Source organism: Reticulibacter mediterranei, assembly GCF_016587455.1.
Window position 1 is genome coordinate 5,954,042 of the sequence record NZ_BNJK01000001.1, and the last position, 24,153, is coordinate 5,978,194.

Genomic DNA, 24,153 nt, shown 5'->3' on the forward strand with positions numbered 1-24,153 from the left:
CACACCTTGCTTTCAGGATGTTTTTGGATAGGAAACTGCGCCAACGAAAAGACATGCCTTTTCGTCCGCTATTGGTATGATAAATAGACCAGATGAGAGGAAAATGAAATTCTATACGCATTCTCAGCTATTCATGTTAACGCGGCAAATGCTCTCCCTATTCGATCAAAGTGCGGTTCATCCAAAAGTGTTTCGCACAGGGAGAGACACATCCTTTAGGATAAAAGTTCCTCTGGCTTGCAGCGAGATGCCGGGATAGCATACAACACAGGGAGAACGATAGATGTATCATTCTCCCTGCTTCTATTGACTACTATTGATAGGACTATAAAAATGACGTTACATGCACAATGGCAAGCGCTGGATTCTCTCATCGCGACATGGTGGGAGGGAGATCTGCATACCGCTCGCGAAGAAGATTTGCGTCAGGATAGCACCGGCACGCTCCTGTTCCTCCCTCATCCCTATAGTTCGGCGGGAGGCAGCGAGGCCACGTTCCCGGAAATGTACGCCTGGGATACCCATTTCATCAATCTGGCCCTGCTGGAACATGGACGCTATGATCTCGTTCGTTATCATATATTAAACTATTTATTTGAGATCGAGCGTTATGGATTTATGCCCAACGGCAACCGTACGTTCTACACGACACGCTCACAAACGCCCGTGTTCCCGAATAGCATCTGGAGCTACTATCAGGCCACCGGGCAACGCGATATCCTCCATCTCGCCTATCCCTTGCTCAAGCACGAATATACTGATTACTGGCTGGCCTCTCACCACCAGACGCCAACAGGATTGGCAACAAACCGCGATCTGGGAGAACCCAATGTTCCTCCAGAACTGGCTGATGAAGCGGAGACCGGCCTTGATTTTACCGCGATCTTCGAGGGTAATGTTCGCCAATGCACGCCGCTGATTACCAATTGTGCGCTCGTTCAGTACGCCCGTGTGCTGTCATGGATGGCGCAGGAGTTGGGCGAACGCACCGAGGCGCTACGCTGGCAAATGGAGGCGAAAGAGCGCATTCAGCGCATTCAAGATCTCTGCTGGAACGAAGAGGCCGGTTTCTTCTTCGAGTACAACTACGAAAAACAGCAGCAACTCCCGTACTGGTCGCTCTGTGCTTACTGGACGCTATGGGCCGCCATCGCCACTGAAGAGCAGAGCAACCGTCTGGTCGAAAACCTCTCACGCTTTGAGCAGCCCTATGGATTGGCCACAACCGATCAACAGTACCGCAGCCCGCATACCGAGTTCGATTGGGTCCAGTGGGGCTACCCGGCTGGTTGGGCACCACTGCACATGATTACCGTCAGTGGTCTGGATGCGTACGGCCATCACGAGCAGGCCCGTCGTGTCGCGGAGAAGTTCCTCTCTCTGCTGATTCAGATCTATCAACAGACTGACAAGCTGTATGAAAAATACAACGTTGTGGATGGCAATGTGCAACTGCCGAAAGAGCGTACGGCAGAGGTGCCATCACTGCATGGCTGGACATCAGCTGCCGCTGTGATTCTGGGCCGTCGCGTCTTCACGGACCGCCTGGCCTTTTGATAACATGAGCTGAAAATCTCGTTGAAGAGCAATTGGCTGATATTGGCTGGTTGCATTTATGTAAATTGACTCTGGACAGCTTCCACCAATAGGGCGTACAGTCTAATTAAGGTGTCTCTCGCCTGTACGATGGCGAGAGACACTTGTATAGTTTGTACGTTTTATCACGGTAACAAGGGAGATCAAAGATGCAGATAAGATGGGACCAGCAGTACGCTCAACGCACAAGCCGTATGAGCAGTTCGGCAATTCGTGAACTGTTAAAACTCACCGAATTGCCAGATGTTATTTCTTTCGCCGGCGGGCTACCTGCCCCAGAAGTCTTCCCGGTAGAAAAGATCTCTGCTATCTCACAACGCCTGCTGCAAGAGGCCGGACCACAGGCACTCCAATACAGCGCAACAGAAGGATATCGTCCCTTACGCGAACTGCTGGCTCAAGCCGCCTCTCAAGACGGCGCACCCGTTACCGTAGATAACGTATTGATTACTTCAGGTTCGCAACAGGGATTGGACCTCCTGGGCAAAGTGCTGGTCGATGAGGGCGATACCTTGCTGGCAGAGTCCCCAACCTATATGGGCGCGCTTCAGGCATGGGCACCCTATGGAGCCAGTTACGTCACGCTTCCATCGGACGACGACGGCCTGGTTCTCGACGATCTGGAAGCCGTCTTGCAGAAGCGCCCGAAGTTTATCTATATCCTGCCCAACTTCCAGAACCCCAGCGGGCGCACGCTCTCACTGGCACGCCGCCAATATCTGATCGAAGCGACCACACGCTACGGCATCCCCATCGTGGAGGATGATGCCTATGCTCGTCTCCGCTTTGAAGGTGACCAGTTACCTTCGCTGATATCGCTTGTAGTACAGCAGAGCAGCGACGATACTGGCTATACGGGCCACGTTATCCACCTGGGCACGTTCTCGAAGATCCTCTCGCCTGGCATCCGTCTGGGATGGATCATCGCCCCGGCCCAACTTATTAGCAAACTGGTCCAGGCCAAGCAAGGAACCGACCTGCATACGCCGACACTGACACAGATGCTCGCCTATGAAATGGTTCGTGCTGGACACGTCGAAGAGCATATCCCGCTGATCCGCAATGTCTATCGTACACGACGAGATGCCATGCTTGCGGCCCTCTCGGAACACTTTCCAGCCGATGTTACCTGGACACATCCTCAAGGCGGTATGTTCCTCTGGGCAACTTTACCGGAAGAAATGGATAGCAGCAAAATCCTGGAGGAGGCGGTTCAGGAGAAAGTGGCCTTTGTGCCGGGCGTGGCCTTCCATCCCTGCGGCGGTGGAGAAAACACCATGCGCCTCAACTTCTCTAACGCCAGCCCGGAGAAGATCCACGAGGGCATCACACGGCTTGGGCAGGTGCTTTCCAGACAAAAAAGCGCGGCTCGATAACACAAACTAAAATTACCCAGAAGTTTCGTAGTCGAGCGATTTATCGCGGTGGTGGAAACGCTTGTGAAGCCGCCCCACCGCGATAAATCGCTCGACTACGAATCACTTTATCGCATCTATTGCTTTCAGGACTGCGCTGGCCTTGCAACAACCAGGTTGCTCGTGACAACCTTCTCTGGATGAAGTTTGATAATGACGCGATTCGGCTCTTTGACCAGCTTCAAAAACTGCTCCCTCTGCTCCCCAGCAGTGTATTTGATCACAAGCCGCTCTGCAAGCTCGCCAGCATTGGGGTGAGTCTGATCGAAAATCTCGGCCTCTCCATATGCTGCCACATAGCCTGGACCCTCATCAACAATCAGCGAGATCGACGGATCACGCTGGATATTGGCATACTTGGCACGATCTGTCGTAATGCTGACATAAAAATCCTCGCCGTCCCATAAATACCAAACTGGCGTCACATGAGGTGCGCCCGAACGCCGATTGACGGCAAGAATAGCGTTATTGCGTTGCGTCAACAAATCTTGTAACTCTTGAGGAATCATAACGTGTTCTCCTCCAACTACTCTTCTCTCATATTTCAGCAGCCCATCACAGGCCACTGTTTACTGTAACTCATACCATTACAGTTTAGCAGCTAACTGTAAGAAAATCAAGTACAGTTTCTCGAAAAGCCAGAGTAAGATTGCAGAGGATCAGTGATTGACGGTGGAGCGCTTTATCATCGATGCGATAGTATGGTTGCTGAGGGTTTGCAGAAGGCTCTGTTCGGCTTCGGCAGCTACCTCATCTAAGGCTTGTTGGAGCGGCTCGTTTTCTCCCCGAGGACAGGCCATCTCATCGTGAGGTGTGGCAGCTTTGACGGCCAGATAGACCTCGGCCAGTGTGATACACTCAGCCGGTCGCGCGAGATAATATCCGCCATCGCGCCCCTCACGAGCAAGCACAATATTGGCCTGCCCAAGCTGTGCCATGACGCGCCGCAAAAAGACCGCGTGGGCATTCAGGCCACGTGCCATCGCAACGCTTGAGCAGATATCACCCGTCTCGGCAAGGATTACCAGCCCCCGCACGGCCACTCTGAACCATCCAGAAATGAGCGTGTTTTTGTTCATAGCAAGATTCATACCAGCACCTCCACGTTAATTGTAACCGAAACGAGTGCAGTTTGCCAATAGGACGCCCGTTACTGTTGCTTACGCCCCTTCAACAGCGCAACATCGGTATTGAACTGTTTGAGATGCCCATCATCTGCGGTCACAGCAAAATACCGCTGAGCTTCCTCGCTGGCAGTGAGGATGAAACGCTCCAGTTTGGCCTTCTCGCTGGCCGCAAGCTGAGAGCGCGCCGTCCAGTCATCGTAGTTGTGGGTACGGCGAAAGACCTCTTCCAGTTCAACGGACAGACCAGCATCGGCAAAGAAGCGCCGCCACTCTATCAGCGTGCAGCAGCGCCCATGTGAGCTATCGCGCCGCTTCTCAACGGTATTGATAAAAGTGTCCAGTGCAGAAGCATCGGGCGCGATATTATCAATGAGCAAGAAGATGCCGCCCGGCTTGAGAACGCGTGCAACCTCCTGCACAAAGCGCGCCACATTGGGAAAGTGGTGAGGGGCGATGCGACAGGTCACGCGATCAAAGCTGGCAGAGGCAAAAGGTAAATTCTCAGCGTCAGCCGGCACAAACTCGGCGTTGGTCACGTTCTGAGACAACAGAAATGCACGCGCTTTTTCCAGCATACGTGGCGTCAGATCGCTCACAACAATGTGTGCGACATGTGGTGCCACAGCAAGTGCAGTATGTCCGCCGCCGGTCGCAATATCCAGCGCTTGCTGCTGCGCATCCCATTCGCCTAGATCTACAAGCCGTTGCAGATCCGAGCCTGTCCGATGTGTGGTGCTGGTCACATAGTTCTCTGCTGTGCGGCTAAAGTAGTCCTGCACACGAGCTTTTTTCTCGTCGCTATCCTGCGGTGATGTTTGCGTCATATCTCGTTACTCCTCTCTTTGAATCAGCAAGCCCTCGTTTCCGCGCAAATGGATCTCGGACAACCGCACAGAGTCTTCCCGATCCAGGTGCGTTGAGATAAGGACACGTCCCTGTCCGTTTTCGTCAAGTTTGACAACCTGTTCCTGAGCCGAGAAGTTGAGAGCCACCAGATAGCGCGTACCCTCGTGCTGACGCTGATAGACGAAACAGGTGCTGTTATCTTGATCGAACGATTGATATGAGCCAATCGTCAGGGCCGCAAGAGATCGGCGCACGTTCAGCAAGGTGCACGTCAGCGCCAGGAACGAGCGCGGGTCTTGTTGCTCCGCCGTGACATTATAGGTTTGATAGTCTTCGGCGACCGGCAACCAGGTGGTCACGCCTGGCGTGCTAAACCCGGCGTTGGTGCTGCCGTCCCACTGCATCGGCGTGCGCTCGTAATCGCGGCTATGTTCAGGATTGTCCTTGCCAGCTGGATCATACAACAATTCACGCGGCACATACCCATTGAGCATCCCAAGCTCATCTCCATAGTAGCAGGTCGGGGTTCCGCGCAACGTCAATAACAGCATCTGTGCCACTCGCGCCTGCTCACGGCCAACCCGCGTGGCGATACGTGGTCGGTCGTGATTGCCCAGCACCCAGTTTGGCCACGCTCCATCGGGTAAGCCGTTCTCATATTCATCCACGATCTGACGAATCGCACGTGCCTCCCAGGTCGGGTTGGTCACAAGCTGGAAGTTGAAGGGGAGATGTGTCTCGTCGAGCGTCTCGCCGTAATATTGCATCAGACGAGGAATTGGCAAATAGATCTCACCAATAAAGACACGCTCACCATAGCTATCGAGCAGGCTGCGCATCTCACGGATAATATTATGAACTTCTGGTTGATCTTCAGAATACTGCCGGAATTGACTCAAGACGGGAGGATCGCCCGGCTTCCAATCGGGATTCGAGGGATTATCGCGCAACTGCTCATCTTTAATCAGCATCCAGAGCACATCGACGCGAAAACCATCAACCCCACGATCCAGCCAGAAGCGCAGAACATCATACATCGCCTCGCGTACCAGCGGATTGCGCCAGTTGAGGTCGGGCTGTTTGACATCGAACAGATGCAGATAATACTGACCCGTCTGCTCATCGAACTGCCAGGCGGAACCGCCGAAAAAACTGGTCCAGTTATTGGGAGGACCACCATCAGGAGATGGATCACGCCAGATATACCAGTCGCGCTTTTCGTTCTCCTGGCTGGCACGGGACTCCTGAAACCAGGGATGCTCGTCGGATGTATGATTGGGAACGTAGTCGAGAATGAGCTTGAGATCGCGCGCATGGGCCTGCTCGATCAACACATCCATATCATGCAGAGTGCCAAAAATAGGATCAACATCAACATAATTGGCAATATCATACCCAAAATCGGCCATTGGAGATGGATACATGGGAGAAAGCCAGAGCGCATCGACGCCGAGCCAGCGCAGGTAATCTAGCTTGCGCGTAATGCCCGCAAGATCGCCGATACCATCACCATTACTATCAAAAAAGCTACGGGGGTAAATCTGATAAATCACGCTAGTTTGCCACCACGAGGGCGTTTGCAGCATATGTTATTCCTCCACATATGACATATTTTCCGCTAGAATGGCTTGCTGCCTGCTTAATTATGGGCAAGCACCATCCTATTCTCTTGACGCATGCTCTCCTCAAGACTATAACATGCATAGAACAACAATATCACACAGATAGATTGGTGCGTAAGCATGACAAAGATACCTGCGGGATTGGAGCGGAGGCGCGAAGATCTGGCACTTATTACCGGGCACGGTCGCTATGTCGATGATCTCAGACCAGCCGCCGGTCGTCCTCCTGCCCTCCATATCGCGTTCGTGCGCAGCCCGTACGCTCACGCGGAAATAGGCCAGATTTCCCTGGATGCGGCCCTGGCACTGCCCGGAGTCGTTGCAGCATTTACCAGCCCAGAGCTGGCAAGTACCATGCGCCCGATTGAGGGTGCCACGATACCTGGCAGCAAAAGACCAGAGCGGCGTCCGCTGGCAATAGGCAAGGCACGCTATACAGGCGACCCGGTAGCGGTCGTCCTGGCCGAGAATCGCTACCTGGCCGTAGATGCCCGCGATCTGGTGGATGTCGATTACGAGCCGCTGCCAGCAGTGATTGATATCGAAGCAGCGCTGGCACCTGCCGCTCCGCTGCTGTATGAGGAGTTCGGCTCAAATGTGGGCCTCGTCGCAAAGGTTGAGGGCGGCGATATCGAGGCCGCATTTGCACAGGCGGACCGAACGCTACTCCTGCGACTGGTGAATCAGCGGCTCGTGCCTGGCTCCCTCGAAACACGCGCCTGCATGTTCGACTTCGACCCCGAAAGCGGCCAATTGACAGCATGGCTCTCCTCGCAATCGATCTTCCGCGCCCGCGAAACGCTGGCAAACTTCCTGGGCCTCGATAAAAGCCGCATCCACGTCCAGAATGCTGATGTTGGCGGCGGCTTCGGTGCCAAAAACGCCTTTCTGGGTGAAGAACAGGTAACGGCAGCGCTGGCAATGCGCCTGGGACGTCCGATCAAATGGATCGAGGATCGCACCGAAAATCTGATAGCACAAACGCATGGCAGGGGTCAGATCAGCTATGTTGAGGCTGCATTTCAAAACGATGGTCGCTTGCTTGCCATAAAAGCGCGTACGGTCGGCGATATCGGAGCCTTTGTCGCGGGTGTCTCACCGGCAATCCACGCACGCACCGGCCTGATGCTCAACGGTCCCTATCAGGTTCAGGCGATCGAGAGCATTACGCTTGGAGCCTTTACCAATAAAGCGCCAACAAACGCGTATCGTGGCGCTGGTCGTCCCGAAGCCGCCTATATTCTGGAACGCGTCATTGATCGTATCGCTCATGTGCTAGAACTCGATCCCGCCGTCGTACGCAGCCGCAATTTTCTGCCGCCGGACGTTTTCCCCTATCGAACTGTAACGGGTGTGCAGTATGACAGCGGCAATTATCAGGCGGCGCTGGATCGTTTGCTTGAATTGGGAGATTACCAGGGGTGGCGCGAGAAACAGCGTGAACGGCGAGCATCTAATAGTGACAAACTCTTAGGTATAGGTCTTGCCACTCCTATCGAGTTATCAGGAGACGCAGGAGCCGCGCCCGGTCCTCGTGAAGCTGCGACCGTGCGCATTCGTCCCGATGGTACGCTGCTGGTGCAGAGCGGCGTCTCACATAACGGGCAGGGACACTTCACGGCCTTTGCTCAGATCGTCGCCAACACCTTGCACGTTCCGGCTGAGCAGGTAGAGGTCCAGATGAACGATACGGCGCTGCCAGCATTCAGTATCGGCACCTTCGGCAGTCGCGTCACCCAGATGGCAGGCTCCGTCGTGCTGCTGGCGGCTGAAGCTGTTCGCGAGAAAGCATTGCAGGTTGCGGCCCACGTTCTCGAAGCTGCCCTTGCCGATCTTGTGCTGGAAGATGGACGCGTCTTCGTGCGAGGGACGCCAGCGCACACGGTTGATCTCGGCACATTAGCGCGTCTGGTGGAAGAACAACCCACGCTGATTGAGCAAGAACCGCCTAATCCCGTAAACGGCGCACCAATCGCAGGGCTGGCAGCATGGCGCTCATTTGCAGCTGAGGGGGCAAGCTATTCCTCTGGCGCTCACCTGGCCATTGTCGAGGTTGAGAGCGAGACTGGGAATGTCAGCATCTTGAGCTATGTGGCGGTAGATGATTGTGGACGCGTCCTCAACCACTATCTTACCGAGGCACAAATACAGGGCAGCCTGGCTCAAGGAGTCGGACAGGCGCTCTATGAAGAGGTTGTCTATGACGAAGAAAGCGGTCAGCCACTCACTGCAACCTTGATGGACTACGCTCTCCCCAGTGCGGAACAGATACCAGACTTCGTAACGGATTTCGTGGAGACGCCTTCACCCTTCAATCCGCTGGGAGCGAAAGGCGCTGGCGAGGCTGGCTGTATCGCGGCACCGCCAACCATTGTCAATGCCGTGCTGGATGCGCTGGCACCGCTGGGCATTGCCACAATAGATATGCCGCTCAAACCTGAAAAGATCTGGACGCTGATCCAATCCGCACGCCAGGGAAAGCTCGCACAGCATGAACTGGCATTTCCTGAGTACTTCACACGCCATACACAACAATAAGACCGCAACGGCCGCAGGAGCGTTGATCTATGCACCTCCTGTGGCCCACACTATGTCTTTTCTGAAACGACAACAATATGAGACTGCTTATTCGTTTCCCAGCTCCTCATCATCGGGCTTTCCCGTATATGGTGGCAATTGCCAGAGTTCTTGCTCCACCTGTTGCCAGACGAGCAACTCTGCCTGTCTGAGATCGATAGCATGCCCCTTTCTTAACTCTTCCATCATTACGTCGGAGACGCGCTGACGAAAGTTTGCCAGATATTTCGCCTGAAGACGATAATATGGCAAGACATGCAAATTGATGTCGTTCATAGCGTAGAATTCATGGGCCTCGAAGACCAGCACCAGTAATTCGGAATACTGCTGGATCAACTTTTGTCGAGCAGGAGTAAAATAATCAGGTTGCGTACAGGAAACAAGCAGGCAACCCGCAACCCTATCAGAGCGAAAAATAGGATAGGCTGCCGCACTTCTCTCCCATTGCACCCAATGAGCAGGCAACACCCCTTGCTGCTCTTCGCTATTTTGAATGATGCGCGGGTGACAGGAACTCACAGCATATCCCGCCAGTGACTCGGCTCCAAGAAAGACGGCATACGACTCCAGATTGATCCCCCAGGGAGGCGTACCATAGCCAGTGCGCTCGCGCAAGCTACAAACCTTTCCATCTATCGAAGGAGGCATACACTGCGCAATAGTGACAGCCATACCCACCTGGAGAGGATCGAGTTGCCCCAATATCTGCTGTAATGTCAGGCTCATTACAGACCAGGAACGTTGCAGCACAGGCGTCGCTGAATAGGCGTTGAAAATACGAGCATAAAACTCTGAAGGAATCTCGTCTTGATCGTCTTCTTTCATGGTTTCTTCGTCAGCAAAGGAAAAGGTAGGGAATTCCTGCCGAATCAAATCCAGCATAGTACTCCGGTATTGTGGAGGAATCACAGTCATTAGATGACGCAAATGGATGGGCCTGGGCGTTGAAGACTTACCGACCCAACGTGAGAGCGTAATAGCGTTGACTCCTAACGCTTGAGCAATCCTTTGCTTCTCGTGGACATCTTGAATCAGGATTCCCAGCAAATCTCGCCAGGTATGAAATTTTTCCACGTAGCTCACCTTGCCGCCAAATAATTTATGCAAATATGCAGGTCTCTTATCATAACAGTTCACACATTTCAGGTCAACTGCTTGTCTGTGCCCATTTTCATAACGAGTAGAAAATAGAAAAATAGAGAAAATAGAGATAACGCTTTCACCGCTATGACATCTGGGCAGTTGTTCAGACCGTTTTACCCATGCCGTCATGGGACATGATTTGTAGTATACCATGCCTGCCCCATTTGTGGCCCTATACTTATGATGAAAAATACCTGATGCTTGCTCAAAGTACAAGATTTTTATGATCTTTTTATATCACAAAGTTCGTGGCTAGTAATGGGTAATTTTACCGATGTATCAAGCTGCTTCAATCAGTACACTTACAACTAGTAAATAAAGATGAAAAAATATTCATTTTTCTGACAGAGTTGTCAGAAAACCAGGCATGGCACACTCTAGTTCTACTAAATTAAGAAGGCAGGTCTTTTCATGCCTTTCATCACATAAAATGCACATTCAACATGTATGCTGCTTGATAAGCTACCATCTTGTGGCAGAAAGGAATTTAATGTATATATGGAAGCTATCAAAGAACACTCCGAACTAAGTTATTACAACATTTGCCTTGATCAAACAGAACTTATCAAAATGAACTCTGTTACCGCCTCGCATTGCAAGCATTTTATAGAAAAATATGTCATTGGGATCACCATATCAGGCGCCAGGCGCATAGAGTATCGCAACATCGTTTCAGAAGGAGTCGGCGGGGGTAGCATTTATGTACTGGAGCCTGGAGAAACGCTGATCAGTCAGGCAAAAAATCTCACCTGTCAGCACTTATACGTCGAACCGGTATTGCTGCAACGTATAGCGGAGGGAATTGACGAACAGGGGAAGCCCCTGCCACATTTTCGTCTTCCTCGAATTCTTGACGCATCTCTATATGCAACGTTACATGCTCTCTACGCAAGATTCGCCGATCCCATTTCTCATCTACAACGGAGGGAAATGCTCTTTCATGCTCTTGGGAATTTGCTTCTTTCCTATTCAGAAAATCGTAGCACTCCTCGTCGTCTGGGATGGGAACGCCCGGCTATCAAGCGCGTCAAAGCGTACATGGACGAGCATTATGCCGAAGAGATCTCCCTGGAAGATCTCGCCTGCATTGCCAACCTGAGCGCATTTCATCTCGCCCGCATCTTTCGACAGGCCATTGGTCTGCCTCCTCACGCTTATCAAGCTCAAGTACGATTGGATCATGCCAGGAGATTACTCTCTCAAGGCCTCTCTGTTAGTTATGTTGCCAGCGAAACTGGCTTTTTTGACCAGGCACACTTTACCCACCAGTTCAAGCGCTACTTCGGTGTGACGCCTGGCACCTATATGAAAACCGCACGTTTCTATAGCCTTGCAGATACCGAGTCTGCTCCCCTAGCCAACACAGATGAGCTACGGAGCGTTTTCAGTTCTTCCCCAGAATAAGAGCTAAGAAAAATAGCACGAACACATTCCCTACTTCACTTTCGCCTTGATAATTTTAACTAATAATCTAATAATCTCCCTTACTTCGTAGTGGAGCGATTTATCGCGTAATTCTGCATATACGCGATAAGTCACTCCACTACGAAATCTGGTGGGTGCCTGGAACTGAATCCCCATTCCCAACTGGTATTCATTGCTAGCCGTGGTGGGCATTACTCCCCTTCCTGGACCTCGATGATTTCATCAGCCTCCTGTGATTAGTAACATTTGAAAACTGATGTTGGAGACGCCTGGCAACGCTCCAACATCAAAAGAGCGAGCTATCTCTCTGTCCACTTCTCAACTGCCCTCCCGCACGCGCAACACTGACACGGCGATAGGACAACTGCTAGAGCATGAAGCACAATACTGACAGAACAGAATGCCCTGATTTCCCCTGCCCGGAGGAACCGCTATAAGTATAGCTGAGCAAAGGCGAGGGTACATCCGTAAAGTCACCTGCTTCCGTCTTGATTTGGGGAAGCAATGAACCGGTAATTCTACCAGGTATATCTGACAAAATAATAGGGTAAGCGGCTGTGCAAAGAGGAATCTACCTCCAAATTTCAGTCACCTCAACATCTCCCATAAGAGGCATATTCACATTCAGATAGAGGCAAGTCTGGGTGAATATGCCGTCTTGCCTCAGCCTTCCTAATTTTGCAGCTTAAAGAAGATGTGCCTCACCAAATACGGCGTGCAACTTCTCAGCAAATGCTCGTGGATGACTGATAAAGCCTGCATGATGACCAGGGAACTCTACAACGGTAGCTCCAAGAGCCTTTGCTACTGCAACAGCACAAAGATAGCCAAGATATGCTCGTCCAGCACTTCCTCCAGCAATCACGATGGAACTCGACGCCGCCTGAAGCGCGGGAATATCGAGTCGGTAGTGCTGGACCGCTGGAAATGTATACTTGAAGAAGGCTTCAGCATCGACCTCCCTCCATTGCGGTATGTTAACCCTTGCTTCCACATTCTGGTAGTTCACTCCAATCTGGATCGCAAACTGACGTAGTGCTGAAGCCGCTCCCTCACTATGATACGTCTCAAGAAGTTGCCCGTGTTCTGGATCAGGAGCAGGCAACAGATAACGTGCCGGTGGCTCATGTGCGACCAGGCTATGCACCTGCTTGCTATGATGTGCAACCAGATCTAACCCGATAAGAGCACCTGCACTACTCCCAAACACATAGGCAGGTTCACTTGAAAGGTGCATGAGTATACGGTAGGCGTCGTTGCTCTGCATCTCCAGATATACCTCCTCATGCTGATCATCAAGTGAACTACCCGCTATCCCTCTCCGGTCGTAGGTGACGACGGTATACCACTCAGCAAGATGGCTGGCAACTTGCTCAAAGCTCTCTCCCACACCACCTCCACCCGCAATCAGGAGCAGCAGAGGACCAGAACCACGTATCGTATATGAGAGGCTGGCCCCCGGGACACGCAACAGATCACTCTTTTTAGCAGTCATATGGAATCCTCCTTGCCGTTTTTCTTATACGGTGTGACGGAGATACTATTTCTAGTGCGAAACGGGGGGATGATTAACTTCATGAGAGAACTGGTTTGCAGGTATTCTAAGCGCCTTTTGTTGATGTCGTCGGCGTATCCATGCAAAAAGCAGTGTTCCCAGCAGTATTCCTCCAAGCAAACTGTAGCGCACGATAGGGCTGACTACCAAAAACTGTTCCACTGGTAGCGTCACAACCAGTACACTGTTTATGCCACATTCCAGAAGCAAAGCGCTCCCCCAAATAAGAGTGACTGTTACCCAGGATGAGCGAGGAATCTCTGTGAGCAGATGTCGGGGCTGTTGTTGATTGGAAGGAGTCCTAGATAGCGTATTTTCGATGAGCCATAGCAACAACGGCCTGGGAGTCAAGAGTGAGACGAGCAACAGAACGCCATGAACTCCGATGATTAAGGAAACGCTGAGCAATACCCATCTCGCGTCGTTAAATACCAATGCGATGAAGATTTTGAGCCCAATCGTCAACAGAGAAAGTATTCCAAGTGGATTGAGACGATGGCGGCTCACTAAACTCATTCCTGTACGAACTACAGGGGCAAGACCGGCAAGCACCAGGGCAAAAACTGCTGACATATGGGGTAATGCCAGGCGGTAGATAAACACAGGAGCAACGACGCTGAAGATGAGATCTGGTAACATGGCATTCACGATCTGGCCTCTGAGTTGATGAAAGCTTGATCTAAGATGCTCTGACATATTATTTTGTGCCCTTTCCTTGAAACTCGTTTATATGTCGTCATGTAGTGATTACGTCCTTGCGTGTGGACGCATAGTTCTATTGGGATATACACGGCTGATGTACAAATCAGCCGCAATATATACCTTCGCTGCCTCAAGACTGATGTGCTGATGGCATGAGGATGCGCAAGAGAATAGCAGTTTCAGGAAAGTGGAACTGCTCAGGTCCATATATTGCTCTTCTAGTCAGTCCGACAAGACAGGCAAAAAAAGCTGTTATCATTTGATCTGGATCATCCGTCGCAACCTCGCCACTAGCCTGCCCTTCAATGATCAGATGCCTCATCAAATCTTGAAGAAGCTGCATTCGCTCACGTACCAGTTCACGTAGTTCTCCAGATGTCGCCTTATCGCTGAGTACCTGGCTTAAAAGTTGATGGAATTCGGGATGTTCACGCCTGTTTTCCACCAGCTTTGAAACCAACAAAGCCAGACGTTCTCCTGGCGTCCCTGGCATCTCTTGAATGTCGCTCAAAGTAGCGGGATTGGCTTGCAATGCTTGTTCAATCAACGCCCGGAAAATTGCCTCCTTGTTGGCAAAATAGCGATAGGCTAGCCCTTGACTGACTGCAGCTTCAGCGGCAACATCGGCCATTGTCGCCGCCTTCCCCTTATGCGCAAAGACTTTCCTGGCAGCATCCAGGATCTTTGCACGTTGTATTTCGCGCTGATGTTGATTCGTTGCATCTATGTGCTGCATAGCAAAATCCTCTTTCCTCGTGAATGAATGGTTCATTCACGAGTATACTTACCGGGCTTATAGTTGTCAAGTGTGTAATGGAAGGCAGATATAATAGATACCCTACATCACATCTCAAACAACTGACCTTTTTCGCAATGAGGGATGGCGTTCATCACAAAGAATGCTTCGGCGTGATGCACAATTTGCATCACGAGACCATGTTTTTCCGGGGAGGAGTATGATGTACTCTTCTCATGTGTTCAAGGCCCCGCCAGATCAGCGCGGGGTCTCTTTTTCTCTGAGAAAGGATTCGTGATGTCGAAAGCTGAGCACAAACCTCTTCCCCTGTGGCACAACCGGGACTATTTGCTGCTGTGGGGCGGTCAGGTGGCTTCCTGGAGGATGCGTCGACGCTCTTGGAAACGCAGGCGCAATCCTCTCAAACTATGCGAGGTGAAGCGTTCTCTTCGTTACGATCTCTCTTCCACCTGCTCCTCCAGGTTCCAGATCTGGCGAAGAGCCTGCAATGCTTCATCAAGGCCTGCTCCAAGGGTACGTGCCTGAGCGGCAAATTGTTCTGCTGCTTGCTGCAAGCGGGAAGTGCGTTCCTGCGACGAGAGCATGGGACGCCGTTCAATGATGACCGAACCGCGTCGGCCCTCCCCTTCTTGAGATAGTTCTTTCTCGATGACTTTCTCTCTCCCTTCTCAGACTAGAGAGCGCTGAGCAGTTCCGTTTCAATGCGAGTACGGATGGCATCGCGCACCTGACGATAGACGGCCCGCTGCTCCTCTTCGCTGCCTTTGGCCTGTGATGGATCGGAGAAGGACCAGTGCCGCCTGTGTCTGGCCTCTGGGAAAAAGGGACAGGTTTCAGCCGCCGCGTCACACACCGTAATAACTTCATCAAAGGGTTCGCTCAGATACCGATCCAGTGTTTTTGATGTCTGCCCGGCAATATCGATACCTAGTTCACTCATGACCTCAATTGCCAGAGGGCGAACATGTGTGGCCTCTGTCCCAGCACTGTGAGTTTCAAACTGCTCACCTCCCAGGTATCTGAGCGACCCTTCTGCCATTTGCGAACGGGCAGAATTATGGGTACACAGAAAAAGAACGCGTCGTTTCATGTGTTCTACTCCTCTTCATGATACTGCTTCCTTGTTTGCTTTTCTTCCGCTCTCGCTACAGGTTCTCTGATAAGGTTAGGGGCGACGCTGATCAGCGTCGCGCAAGATCCGATAGACAAGAGCGCCTGCAATAGCTCCGAGGAGCGGCGCGAGCAGGTAGATCCATTGATCGGTCCAGGTTCCACTCATCAGGGCCGGGCCAAGCGAACGAGCCGGATTCATCGACGCTCCGCAGATGGGGCCGGCAAAGTTCGCTTCCAGGGCAACGGTTGATCCAATGGCCAGGGCCGCCGCCTGTCCAACGGCCCGCGTATCGGTTGCCATTGCCATAATGACAAACATTAAAAAAAAGGTGAGAATCGCTTCCAGCCCGAACGATTGCCAGATACCTCCGCAGCCCATTGGTACCGTGCTGCCCAAACGGGCCACATTTCCAAGCAACACCCGCAAGCACCCTGCGGCGAGAGCAGCACCTAGCAGTTGTGCAAGCCAGTAGCCAGCCAGCCGCCGCAGCGGAAAATGCCGTGCCAGCACAAATCCAAGTGTCACCGCCGGATTGAAATGCGCTCCGCTCACATGTCCCAGACTATAAATCATCACGGTGATGATGAGGCCAAAGACCAACCCTATTCCAACATGCGTGATCTGGCCTTTCGAGAGCGTATCAATCATGATCGCTCCACAGCCAGCAAAGACCAGACCAAAGGTGCCGATGGCTTCAGCCACATAGGGAGTCCATTGCCACTGTGAGTGGACGGGGACTGTTGAAGGCGTTATGGCATGCCCTGGCCTACCACTCACTGTTTCTTGTGTCATGTTTCCTCCAAAAATGGAAAGTCTTCTTCTCTCCAGGTTGCTGACCGCCTGCCTCTCTCTGCTCTCCGGGAAACAAGAGCCAACTCCACGGATCGTCTGTCTGCATCATCTGTGATGACAAACATGAGAGATGTGGTCATAAGCCTCTTCACAAGCACGACGATCCTTCAGCATGCGGAGCATGTTCCTGTTCGATACTGAGTAACAGAGAACGGATGCGCTTCAGCAATTCACGGCATGTCTGTTCAAAGACGGCTACACGCTCTTGTTCAGACCCTTGAGCCAGTGCCGGGTCAGGCAAACTCCAATGCAACCGTTCCGGGTCACCAGGAAAGGTGGGGCAAGACTCACGAACGCGATCACACACGGTAATGATGTAATCAAAGGTGAGGTCGTGCAGTTCATCGAGAGGCTTGGCGCGTTGCTGACCAATATCGATGTGTATCGAGGCACACGCCTGGACTGCAAGTGGATGAAGAGCAGTTGGATGATTTCCCGCGCTCATCACGTCAATACGCCCGGCTCCCAGATAACGCAAGATCCCCTCGGCCATTTGCGAGCGCGCGCTGTTGTGAGTACAGAGAAACAAGATGCGTAGCGGAGCCAGACGCGCAACCGTCTCCCGCACGAGCGTCTCTTCTGTTTGACTGGTTGCCAGAAGTGGATGTAACGCGTCACCTGCGCCAAAGTAGAGGGTACGTAATATCTCAAGGTCCAGGCTATAGTAGATGGAGCGCTCATCGGCGCTACTTCTGCGTTCCCTCACCAGATGATGCTCTGCTAAGAGTCTCAGGTGGTAGGAGACCAGATTTTGTGGCTGCGAGAGCAAGCGCACCAGTTCTTGCCCACTGTAATCACTGCGGGCAAGCAGTTGGAGGAGACGCCAGCGTATCTCATGAGCCAGCACTTTGAAAAATTCAGGGGCTTGTTTCCCAGCAACGGCTATGCTGTTCATCTATTGCTCCAATAAATTTTGTTTCAAATTACTTTGATGTAAATATAGCTGAGGGCAACAAAAAAAGCAAGTTTGTTCGCCATCTAAGCAGGCATCTTGCTGTGATGCTTCGCAAAAGCAGGCGTGTTGTGGAACTTCCACGACTTCTGCGACAGGGAGTATCATCGTTGCCACTGGAGCCTTCCATCATCCAAACTTGCCTCAGTTCCCCGGACAGGATCGCTTCAGAGGACAGATCCTCCACTCCGCCGCTTATCGCCGCCCTGACCCGTTTCGCGGGCAACGCGTTCTGGTCGTGGGAGCAGGAGAATCGGCGGTGCAGATTGCCGTCACGTTTGCTTCTACAACCTTGCGAGGGGTTGGTCCCGATGCCGCATTTATTGTTCGTCACCTGAAGCGCTGGCTCCACTCCTCGGTTAGACCATCCTCTCCTGGCAGTTCCATCCTCGCTGAAAGCACCGTGTAGGACAGGCTTTCCCCTCTCGTTGTGATTCACAACGTTGCTGTTGACAACGATTTTCCTGGAGGGTATACTTCTCCTATAAACGTTGCGAATCACAACGAAATGACGAGAGAGAGACGCTCCAGCATGATTGCCATAAGCAACACATGAATGAGGAGCAGAGGAGTAGGAGATGGAACAGCCTTTCTCAACTGGAGCCTTGCTGCGGGAAGTGGCGCGGCTACATGTGCAGTTGCAACGCAATTGCGTCACGTTTTGCGGTGGAACGACCGTCACCCAATGCACCGTTCTCACTGAACTGGGACGCAGTGGGGAGGTCACGTTAGCGGAACTGAGTCACCGCATTGGCTTCGATAAGAGTTGGACCAGCCGAGCGGTTGAGCAGCTGGTGCAGGAAGGATTGGTCGTCAAGATCCCCAGCCAGACGGATCGCCGCACCGTGCGTTTATCTCTCTCCGCGCCTGGACAGGATCGTGTCCAGGACTTGCATCAGATGCTCAATGGGTTAGCGGACCAGGCGCTCGAACGCATTCCTGCCCAGGAGCATGCGGCGGTTCGTACGGCCCTTGAATGGTTGCAGAAGGCGTTGCTCGATCTGGCTGAGGACAAGCAGTTTCCTGTGACGGACGGAGGAACATCATGCACGTGCGTCTAGCGCTCCCGACCGATGCCCCGGCTCTGGCGACGATTTATAACGAGGGGATTGAAGATCGTGTCGGAACCTTTGAGACCCAGGCACGTACTTCCGCTGATATTGAGGAATGGTTTGATGGAAGGCATCCAATTGTGGTGGTGACAGAGGGATGCGACGTGATCGCCTATGCTTCCACCTCGTCGTATCGCCCACGTTCTTGCTATGTGAGGATCGCTGAGTTCTCGGTGTATGTGCGGCGCGATTGGCGTGGCAAAGGTGCCGGCCGTCTAGCGCTCTCCTCTCTCATGCAGGAGTGCGAGCAGGTCGGGTTCTGGAAACTGGTCTCGCGCATCTTCGTCGAGAATGCCGTCAGCCGCCGCTTGATGTGCTCGCTCGGTTTCCGAGAAGTGGGCATCTATGAGAAGCATGGGCAACTGGATGGCGTCTGGCGCGATGTGGTGATTGTTGAGTACCTCTTCGCTCGTAACCTTACCTAGCGCGCCCAGGGACAAACTGCCCTGCGCCCTTTTGGACGCGCTGGCGTCTGTAGAAACAGAGCAGAGAACTGCTTGAAACTCTTCAAAGAAGGATATTGAGAACGATGGACACACTCCCCCTTCCAGTCGTGATTATTGGTGCGGGTCCGGTGGGATTGGCCGCTGCTGCACATCTCCTGCACCGAGGCGAGACACCCATGCTGTTTGAGGCGGGTGAGACCGTAGGAGCCTCCATGTCGCAATGGGGGCAGGTGCGCCTGTTCTCTCCCTGGCGCTATCTAGTGGACCAGCAGGCACAGGCGTTGCTAGAGGAACAGGGCTGGCAGGCTCCTGACCCAGACGCCTACCCGACCGGACGGCAACTGGTGGAAACCTACCTCTTCCCGCTGGCCCAGGTGCCAGCAATGCAGGCCGCCCTGCGGCTCCAGACGCGGGTGAGCGCTGTGAGTCGCCTGGGGATGGATAAAGTGAAAACGCCTCTCCGCGAGGCGGCTCCGTTTGTCGTACGGTATCAGCCGAAGGACGGCGAAGAGCAAGAACTGCTAGCGCGAGCCGTGATCGATGCATCAGGTACCTATCACACTCCCAATCCGCTGGGCGCGCACGGTATGCTGGCGCTGGGAGAGCGCTCGTTACGCCAGCACATTTTTTATGGTATCCCTGATGTTCTGGGTGCCGAGCGAGAGCGCTATGCACGTCGGCGTGTCCTGGTGGTGGGTAGTGGACATTCCGCTCAGCAAGCGGTGTTAGAGTTGGCACAGTTGGCTGAACAGGAATCGGAGACGCAGGTGTGGTGGGCCATTCGTCGTCCCGGCGTCGGGCAGATGTTTGGTGGAGGTGAGAGCGATGCTCTCCCAGAGCGGGGACATCTGGGGGCGCGTGCGCTGGCACTCCTTGAGCGGGGACAGGTACGTCTGGTTGCCGGGGTGCAGATCCATGCCTTGAGCCACACTCCAGAGGGCATCGTAATCGCAGGCGAAGAGGAACACATTGGTCCAGTCGATGAAATCATTGCCGCCACCGGGTTTCGCCCGGATCTCTCGTTCCTGCGCGAACTGCGGCTCTCCCTTGATCCGGCCATGGAAAGCCCGGTAGCGCTTGCTCCTCTGATCGATCCCAATGTGCATAGCTGTGGCACGGTCCCCCCGCATGGAGTAGACGAATTGACTCACGCAGAACCCAATTTCTTCCTCGTCGGGATGAAGAGCTATGGACGCGCTCCTACCTTTCTCATGCTCACCGGCTATGAGCAGGTGCGCTCGATTGTGGCGGCGCTTTGTGGTGAGTGGGAAGCGGCTCGAGCCGTCGAACTGGCCTTGCCTGAAGCAGGGGTCTGTTCCAGCGATGAAGGAGCATGTTGCGCTCCAGCAGCCTCCAGCCCCTTGCTCACCATTGGTCTCCCGCGTCGGGCGACGGGAGCGAAAAGTCGCTAAGGGACTAAGTGAGGATGAAGCAACCGATAGCAGGAACCCTCTATTATGGCTGGGTGTTGATGGGGGTGCTGGGAGTAACCACGATCATCTCTTATGGGACCACGCAGTACCTCTTCGGGGTGCTGGTGGTTCCCATCAGCCAGAGCCTCCACTGGGATCGAGCGAGCGTCTCTGGAGCCTATAGCGCCAGTCTGATCGTCTCTGGACTGCTGGGTGTGCCGATTGGTCCGCTGCTGGATCGCTTTGGAGCGCGTCTGCTGATGAGTGCGGGGTCGGCTCTGGCGGGAATGGCGCTGCTCGGTCTGACGCAGATGCAGACCCTCTGGCAGTTCTACCTGCTCTGGTCAGGGGGGATGGGACTGGCAATGGCGCTCACGCTCTATCCCGTCACCTTCACGGTGGTCGCCAACTGGTTTGTGCGCAAGCGGGGGATGGCACTCGCCGTATTGACGCTGGTGGGCGGGTTGTCCTCACCCATCTGTATCCCCCTCTCTGGGATGCTGGTTGCCCACATCGGATGGCGAGCCACCTTGATGGTGCTGGGACTGGCGCAGTTGGTGATCGCCCTGCCCTTTCATGCGCTCGTGTTGAGGCGACACCCGGAAGATCTGGGCCTCGCTCCTGATGGGGAACCTCTGTATGAGGGCGTGGCAAAGAGCGGGTTGTCGGGTCTCTCACTGTCTCAAGCGCTCCATCGCTCCTCCTTCTGGCTTCTCACCGCATTCCTCTCGCTGGTGACGCTGGGCAGTATGGTGGTTTTTGTCCATCAGGTGGCCTTCTTGATTGGTCGCGGCTACGATCCGATCCTGGCGGCAACCCTCTCAGGGATGCTCGGATTAGTCAGTTTGCCCGGTCGCTATCTCTTCAATATGCTCAGTACCCGCATGAACGCCCAGATGTTGCTCACGGTCAGCGTGCTAGCACAGGCAGCAGGCATTGCGGTGCTGGTCCTGGCTCCCTCGCTGCTGTGGGTCATCTGCTACGTCCTGCTCTATGGGACCGCCTATGGCGCATTCTCTCCCCTGCGTGCTTCAGTGATGGCAGAGCATGTGGGTCGGCGCGCCTATGGCTCGATTACAGCGGTGCAAGGAGTGCCGATTGCCATGTGTGGTGGGCTGGGACCACTGGCAGCGGGCTGGCTCTATGATCGGCTCCAACGCTATGAGCTGGCTTTCTGGCTATGTGTGGGAGCCTTTCTGCTGGCAGCACTGGGCTTGCGACTGAGCGCCCAGCCACAGAAGGAACATGCTAGGGGCAACGAAGAGATGGCGAAACCGTAAGAACTGGCGGCAGAAAGCACCTGCATCCTTTTGGTCTGCTGTACGTCTCTCAAGGTGAGAAGAGAAACCACCATGTGAAGAAATGAGGTTCATATGCGGCCCAAGTTGCTGGGCGCGTTTGATAAAGCGAATCTGTTTCACCGCTGCTTCAGAATATTGCCGGTAGCCAGAGGCCCGCCGTGTTGGTTCCTCCTGCAACCCCTCACGCTCATAGAAGCGAATGGTTTCAATACCGACGCCACAGAGACGCGCCCCATGCCCAATTGAGAAAACTTCCATCGCTCTTGCTCCTTCCAAAAACACTATACACCCTGTACCATACTACAGAGTCAAGAGAATCGCGATAGGAGTTCTCAATCGCATTGACCGTTGTCTTGATTTTGGCGACAAGATTGGTTACGCTTGAGCAAAGAGGAACCCTATTCCCGATCAAGGGAGAGAGGAACACAACATGACAGCACAGCATACAACGTCGTCTGGTGCTGAATCTTCTCAATCAATGACAAGCCAGAAGAGCTACACGAGCGGCATCAGCGACACTCCGTTGCTTGGTATGACCATTGGAGATCTCTTCGATCAGACGGTCGCAACGTACCCAGACCACACGGCGCTTATTTCGCGAGCGCAACAGATTCGCTTGAGCTATCGACAACTGCAACAACAGATCAACCAGTGCGCACGGGGGCTGATGCACCTGGGTTTGCAGAAAGGCGACCGCATCGGCATCTGGTCTCCCAATCGCGCGGAATGGTGTATCACCCAGTTTGCCACCGCAAAAATCGGCCTGATTTTGGTCAACATCAACCCATCGTATCGTGTTCACGAGCTAGAATACGCGCTTGGGCAATCGGGATGCAGTGCGCTGGTGCTGGCCTCCACCTTGAAAAGCTCCAACTACGTTGAGATGTTGACCAGCCTGGCTCCCGAACTCAAGCAGTGTAAGGCGGGACACCTTCAGAGCGCCAAACTGCCCCAACTCCATACGGTGATTTGTCTGGACGATGCGGCCCATGCTGGTATGTATCGCTGGAGTGAGGTGATGGAGCAAGGCGATGCAATCACCGCAGAGCAACTGGCGGAGCGGCAACGTGAGCAAGAGTTCGATGATGGCATTAACATTCAATATACATCAGGTACAACGGGATTTCCTAAAGGGGCGACGCTCAGCCACCATAATATCTTGAACAATGGCTATTTTGTGGCTCGCCTGCAACACTTTACCCACGAAGATATCCTCTGCATCCCAGTGCCGCTCTATCACTGCTTTGGCATGGTGATGGGCAATCTAGGCTGTATTACGCACGGAGCCACAATGGTCTATCCTGCCGAGGGCTTCGATCCCCTGTTGGTTCTGCAAGCCGTGCAAGAAGAGAGGTGTACAGCCCTCTATGGTGTGCCAACCATGTTTATCGCCGAGTTGGAACACCCTGACTTCCACCGCTTTGACTTGAGCAGCCTGCGAACAGGAGTCATGGCCGGTTCTCCCTGTCCAGTTGAGGTCATGAAGCGCGTGCAGAGCGAGATGCATATGCGCGACATCGAGATTTGCTACGGTATGACGGAAACGGCTCCCGTCTCAGCACAAGGACACATTGATACGCCGTTTGAGAAGCGTGTCAGTACGGTTGGGATGGTTCATCCCCACCTGGAAATTAAGATCATCGATCCTGCCAACGGCAAGGTTGTCTCTCTTGAGCAACCCGGCGAACTGTGTACACGCGGATACAGTGTCATGCTGGGCTACTGGGACAATCCAGAGGCCACCGCCGCTGCCATTGATCCAGCTCGTTGGATGCATACCGGCGATCTGGCCACACTGGATCAGGAGGGCTATATCAACATCGTTGGCCGCATCAAAGATATGGTCATTCGAGGCGGCGAGAATATCTATCCTCGCGAGATTGAAGAATTCCTTTATACTCACCCCAACATTAGCGATGTCCAGGTCATTGGCGTTCCTGATCCCAAATACGGGGAGGAAATCGTCGCCTGGATCAAGCTCAAACCTGGCGTCCAGATGAGCGAAGAGGAGATCACAGCCTTCTGTCGCGGCAAGATCGCTCACTACAAAGTCCCACGCTATATCAAATTCGTCGAGGCGTTTCCCATGACCGTCACTGGCAAAATCCAGAAGTTTTTAATGCGCCAGCAATCCATTGAAGAGCTTGGCTTGCAAGGTGCTGCCGCCAGCGAAACAGCATAGATGACGATGCCGTTGAG

Annotated in this window: 22 protein-coding genes and 1 pseudogene; 10 read left to right on the plus strand and 13 right to left on the minus strand. The window is 53.3% G+C overall.

What is annotated here, in order from left to right; all coding sequences use genetic code 11:
* Positions 1-333: 333 nt before the first annotated feature.
* Positions 334-1,557: a trehalase family glycosidase gene (locus K3T83_RS25720; RefSeq protein ID WP_220205785.1), complete on the plus strand. Its 1,224-nt coding sequence runs from the start codon at positions 334-336 to the stop codon at positions 1,555-1,557.
* Between the two features lie 188 nt (positions 1,558-1,745).
* On the plus strand, positions 1,746-2,972 hold the full coding sequence (locus tag K3T83_RS25725) for an aminotransferase-like domain-containing protein (protein WP_220205786.1): 1,227 nt from the start codon (positions 1,746-1,748) through the stop codon (positions 2,970-2,972).
* Positions 2,973-3,097: 125 nt separating this feature from the next.
* Here the strand turns inward: K3T83_RS25725 and K3T83_RS25730 are convergent, their stop codons facing one another.
* The 4 genes from K3T83_RS25730 to K3T83_RS25745 form a co-directional block, all read right to left on the minus strand.
* A complete protein-coding gene (locus tag K3T83_RS25730) occupies positions 3,098-3,520 on the minus strand; it encodes a PPOX class F420-dependent oxidoreductase (RefSeq protein ID WP_220205787.1) in 423 nt (140 codons plus the stop codon).
* A gap of 150 nt (positions 3,521-3,670) precedes the next feature.
* Positions 3,671-4,102 carry an RrF2 family transcriptional regulator gene (locus tag K3T83_RS25735; protein ID WP_220205788.1) on the minus strand — a complete coding sequence of 144 codons (432 nt, stop codon included), beginning with the start codon at positions 4,100-4,102 and terminating at the stop codon, positions 3,671-3,673.
* A 59-nt stretch (positions 4,103-4,161) separates the two neighbouring features.
* The gene (locus K3T83_RS25740; protein ID WP_220205789.1) at positions 4,162-4,962 is read right to left on the minus strand and encodes a class I SAM-dependent methyltransferase; all 801 of its coding nucleotides are present in this window, start codon (positions 4,960-4,962) and stop codon (positions 4,162-4,164) included.
* A gap of 6 nt (positions 4,963-4,968) precedes the next feature.
* A complete protein-coding gene (locus tag K3T83_RS25745) occupies positions 4,969-6,570 on the minus strand; it encodes an alpha-amylase family glycosyl hydrolase (protein WP_220205790.1) in 1,602 nt (533 codons plus the stop codon).
* A gap of 156 nt (positions 6,571-6,726) precedes the next feature.
* Here K3T83_RS25745 and K3T83_RS25750 point away from each other — a divergent pair, with 156 nt between their 5' ends.
* Positions 6,727-9,144: a xanthine dehydrogenase family protein molybdopterin-binding subunit gene (locus K3T83_RS25750; protein ID WP_220205791.1), complete on the plus strand. Its 2,418-nt coding sequence runs from the start codon at positions 6,727-6,729 to the stop codon at positions 9,142-9,144.
* Between the two features lie 87 nt (positions 9,145-9,231).
* On the opposite strand, the gene K3T83_RS25755 is transcribed toward K3T83_RS25750, so the two are convergent.
* Positions 9,232-10,257: a GAF domain-containing protein gene (locus tag K3T83_RS25755; protein WP_220205792.1), complete on the minus strand. Its 1,026-nt coding sequence runs from the start codon at positions 10,255-10,257 to the stop codon at positions 9,232-9,234.
* Positions 10,258-10,824: 567 nt separating this feature from the next.
* Here K3T83_RS25755 and K3T83_RS25760 point away from each other — a divergent pair.
* Positions 10,825-11,730: an AraC family transcriptional regulator gene (locus K3T83_RS25760; protein ID WP_220205793.1), complete on the plus strand. Its 906-nt coding sequence runs from the start codon at positions 10,825-10,827 to the stop codon at positions 11,728-11,730.
* A 706-nt stretch (positions 11,731-12,436) separates the two neighbouring features.
* On the opposite strand, the gene K3T83_RS25765 is transcribed toward K3T83_RS25760, so the two are convergent.
* From K3T83_RS25765 to K3T83_RS25795, 7 genes are all read right to left on the minus strand, one after another.
* Positions 12,437-13,246 (minus strand): alpha/beta fold hydrolase, encoded by an 810-nt coding sequence (locus K3T83_RS25765; RefSeq protein ID WP_220205794.1) that lies wholly within the window; start codon positions 13,244-13,246, stop codon positions 12,437-12,439.
* Positions 13,247-13,297: 51 nt separating this feature from the next.
* Positions 13,298-14,002 carry a VC0807 family protein gene (locus K3T83_RS25770; RefSeq protein WP_220205795.1) on the minus strand — a complete coding sequence of 235 codons (705 nt, stop codon included), beginning with the start codon at positions 14,000-14,002 and terminating at the stop codon, positions 13,298-13,300.
* 136 nt (positions 14,003-14,138) lie between these two features.
* A complete protein-coding gene (locus tag K3T83_RS25775; protein ID WP_220205796.1) occupies positions 14,139-14,744 on the minus strand; it encodes a TetR/AcrR family transcriptional regulator in 606 nt (201 codons plus the stop codon).
* 452 nt (positions 14,745-15,196) lie between these two features.
* A complete protein-coding gene (locus K3T83_RS25780) occupies positions 15,197-15,349 on the minus strand; it encodes a hypothetical protein (protein ID WP_220205797.1) in 153 nt (50 codons plus the stop codon).
* An 89-nt stretch (positions 15,350-15,438) separates the two neighbouring features.
* Positions 15,439-15,855, minus strand: coding sequence for an arsenate reductase ArsC (locus K3T83_RS25785; RefSeq protein WP_220205798.1), 417 nt, complete (start codon positions 15,853-15,855; stop codon positions 15,439-15,441).
* Positions 15,856-15,930: 75 nt separating this feature from the next.
* A complete protein-coding gene (locus tag K3T83_RS25790) occupies positions 15,931-16,671 on the minus strand; it encodes an MIP family channel protein (RefSeq protein ID WP_220205799.1) in 741 nt (246 codons plus the stop codon).
* A gap of 148 nt (positions 16,672-16,819) precedes the next feature.
* A complete protein-coding gene (locus K3T83_RS25795) occupies positions 16,820-17,626 on the minus strand; it encodes an arsenate reductase/protein-tyrosine-phosphatase family protein (RefSeq protein ID WP_220205800.1) in 807 nt (268 codons plus the stop codon).
* Between the two features lie 70 nt (positions 17,627-17,696).
* Here K3T83_RS25795 and K3T83_RS25800 point away from each other — a divergent pair.
* The 5 genes and pseudogenes from K3T83_RS25800 to K3T83_RS25820 form a co-directional block, all read left to right on the plus strand.
* Positions 17,697-18,092: pseudogene (locus K3T83_RS25800) on the plus strand (NAD(P)-binding domain-containing protein); the annotation flags it as partial.
* Positions 18,093-18,261: 169 nt separating this feature from the next.
* On the plus strand, positions 18,262-18,744 hold the full coding sequence (locus K3T83_RS25805; protein ID WP_220205801.1) for a MarR family winged helix-turn-helix transcriptional regulator: 483 nt from the start codon (positions 18,262-18,264) through the stop codon (positions 18,742-18,744).
* Positions 18,729-19,220 (plus strand): arsinothricin resistance N-acetyltransferase ArsN1 family A, encoded by a 492-nt coding sequence (locus K3T83_RS25810; RefSeq protein WP_220205802.1) that lies wholly within the window; start codon positions 18,729-18,731, stop codon positions 19,218-19,220. Before K3T83_RS25805 ends, K3T83_RS25810 begins: the two co-directional genes overlap by 16 nt.
* 104 nt (positions 19,221-19,324) lie before the next feature.
* Entirely contained in the window at positions 19,325-20,653 is a 1,329-nt protein-coding gene (locus K3T83_RS25815; RefSeq protein WP_220205803.1) for an FAD-dependent oxidoreductase, read from the plus strand.
* 14 nt (positions 20,654-20,667) lie between these two features.
* Complete coding sequence (locus tag K3T83_RS25820; protein ID WP_220205804.1) at positions 20,668-21,933, plus strand: MFS transporter; 1,266 nt, start codon at positions 20,668-20,670, stop codon at positions 21,931-21,933.
* Here the strand turns inward: K3T83_RS25820 and K3T83_RS25825 are convergent.
* Positions 21,832-22,212: a MerR family transcriptional regulator gene (locus K3T83_RS25825; protein WP_220205805.1), complete on the minus strand. Its 381-nt coding sequence runs from the start codon at positions 22,210-22,212 to the stop codon at positions 21,832-21,834. The genes K3T83_RS25820 and K3T83_RS25825 overlap by 102 nt on opposite strands.
* A gap of 220 nt (positions 22,213-22,432) precedes the next feature.
* On the opposite strand from K3T83_RS25825, the gene K3T83_RS25830 reads away from it, so the two are divergent.
* A complete protein-coding gene (locus K3T83_RS25830; RefSeq protein ID WP_220208301.1) occupies positions 22,433-24,136 on the plus strand; it encodes an AMP-binding protein in 1,704 nt (567 codons plus the stop codon).
* Positions 24,137-24,153: the final 17 nt, after the last annotated feature.

What these genes read in the sequence shown, in the direction of transcription:
- K3T83_RS25720 (WP_220205785.1), top strand. Translation starts at nt 334, where the DNA reads ATGACGTTACATGCACAATGGCAAGCGCTGGATTCTCTCATCGCGACA.
- K3T83_RS25725 (WP_220205786.1), top strand. Translation starts at nt 1,746, where the DNA reads ATGCAGATAAGATGGGACCAGCAGTACGCTCAACGCACAAGCCGTATG.
- K3T83_RS25730 (WP_220205787.1), bottom strand. Translation starts at nt 3,520, where the DNA reads ATGATTCCTCAAGAGTTACAAGATTTGTTGACGCAACGCAATAACGCT.
- K3T83_RS25735 (WP_220205788.1), bottom strand. Translation starts at nt 4,102, where the DNA reads ATGAATCTTGCTATGAACAAAAACACGCTCATTTCTGGATGGTTCAGA.
- K3T83_RS25740 (WP_220205789.1), bottom strand. Translation starts at nt 4,962, where the DNA reads ATGACGCAAACATCACCGCAGGATAGCGACGAGAAAAAAGCTCGTGTG.
- K3T83_RS25745 (WP_220205790.1), bottom strand. Translation starts at nt 6,570, where the DNA reads ATGCTGCAAACGCCCTCGTGGTGGCAAACTAGCGTGATTTATCAGATT.
- K3T83_RS25750 (WP_220205791.1), top strand. Translation starts at nt 6,727, where the DNA reads ATGACAAAGATACCTGCGGGATTGGAGCGGAGGCGCGAAGATCTGGCA.
- K3T83_RS25760 (WP_220205793.1), top strand. Translation starts at nt 10,825, where the DNA reads ATGGAAGCTATCAAAGAACACTCCGAACTAAGTTATTACAACATTTGC.
- K3T83_RS25765 (WP_220205794.1), bottom strand. Translation starts at nt 13,246, where the DNA reads ATGACTGCTAAAAAGAGTGATCTGTTGCGTGTCCCGGGGGCCAGCCTC.
- K3T83_RS25770 (WP_220205795.1), bottom strand. Translation starts at nt 14,002, where the DNA reads ATGTCAGAGCATCTTAGATCAAGCTTTCATCAACTCAGAGGCCAGATC.
- K3T83_RS25775 (WP_220205796.1), bottom strand. Translation starts at nt 14,744, where the DNA reads ATGCAGCACATAGATGCAACGAATCAACATCAGCGCGAAATACAACGT.
- K3T83_RS25780 (WP_220205797.1), bottom strand. Translation starts at nt 15,349, where the DNA reads ATGCTCTCGTCGCAGGAACGCACTTCCCGCTTGCAGCAAGCAGCAGAA.
- K3T83_RS25785 (WP_220205798.1), bottom strand. Translation starts at nt 15,855, where the DNA reads ATGAAACGACGCGTTCTTTTTCTGTGTACCCATAATTCTGCCCGTTCG.
- K3T83_RS25790 (WP_220205799.1), bottom strand. Translation starts at nt 16,671, where the DNA reads ATGACACAAGAAACAGTGAGTGGTAGGCCAGGGCATGCCATAACGCCT.
- K3T83_RS25795 (WP_220205800.1), bottom strand. Translation starts at nt 17,626, where the DNA reads ATGAACAGCATAGCCGTTGCTGGGAAACAAGCCCCTGAATTTTTCAAA.
- K3T83_RS25805 (WP_220205801.1), top strand. Translation starts at nt 18,262, where the DNA reads ATGGAACAGCCTTTCTCAACTGGAGCCTTGCTGCGGGAAGTGGCGCGG.
- K3T83_RS25810 (WP_220205802.1), top strand. Translation starts at nt 18,729, where the DNA reads ATGCACGTGCGTCTAGCGCTCCCGACCGATGCCCCGGCTCTGGCGACG.
- K3T83_RS25815 (WP_220205803.1), top strand. Translation starts at nt 19,325, where the DNA reads ATGGACACACTCCCCCTTCCAGTCGTGATTATTGGTGCGGGTCCGGTG.
- K3T83_RS25820 (WP_220205804.1), top strand. Translation starts at nt 20,668, where the DNA reads ATGAAGCAACCGATAGCAGGAACCCTCTATTATGGCTGGGTGTTGATG.
- K3T83_RS25825 (WP_220205805.1), bottom strand. Translation starts at nt 22,212, where the DNA reads ATGGAAGTTTTCTCAATTGGGCATGGGGCGCGTCTCTGTGGCGTCGGT.
- K3T83_RS25830 (WP_220208301.1), top strand. Translation starts at nt 22,433, where the DNA reads ATGACAAGCCAGAAGAGCTACACGAGCGGCATCAGCGACACTCCGTTG.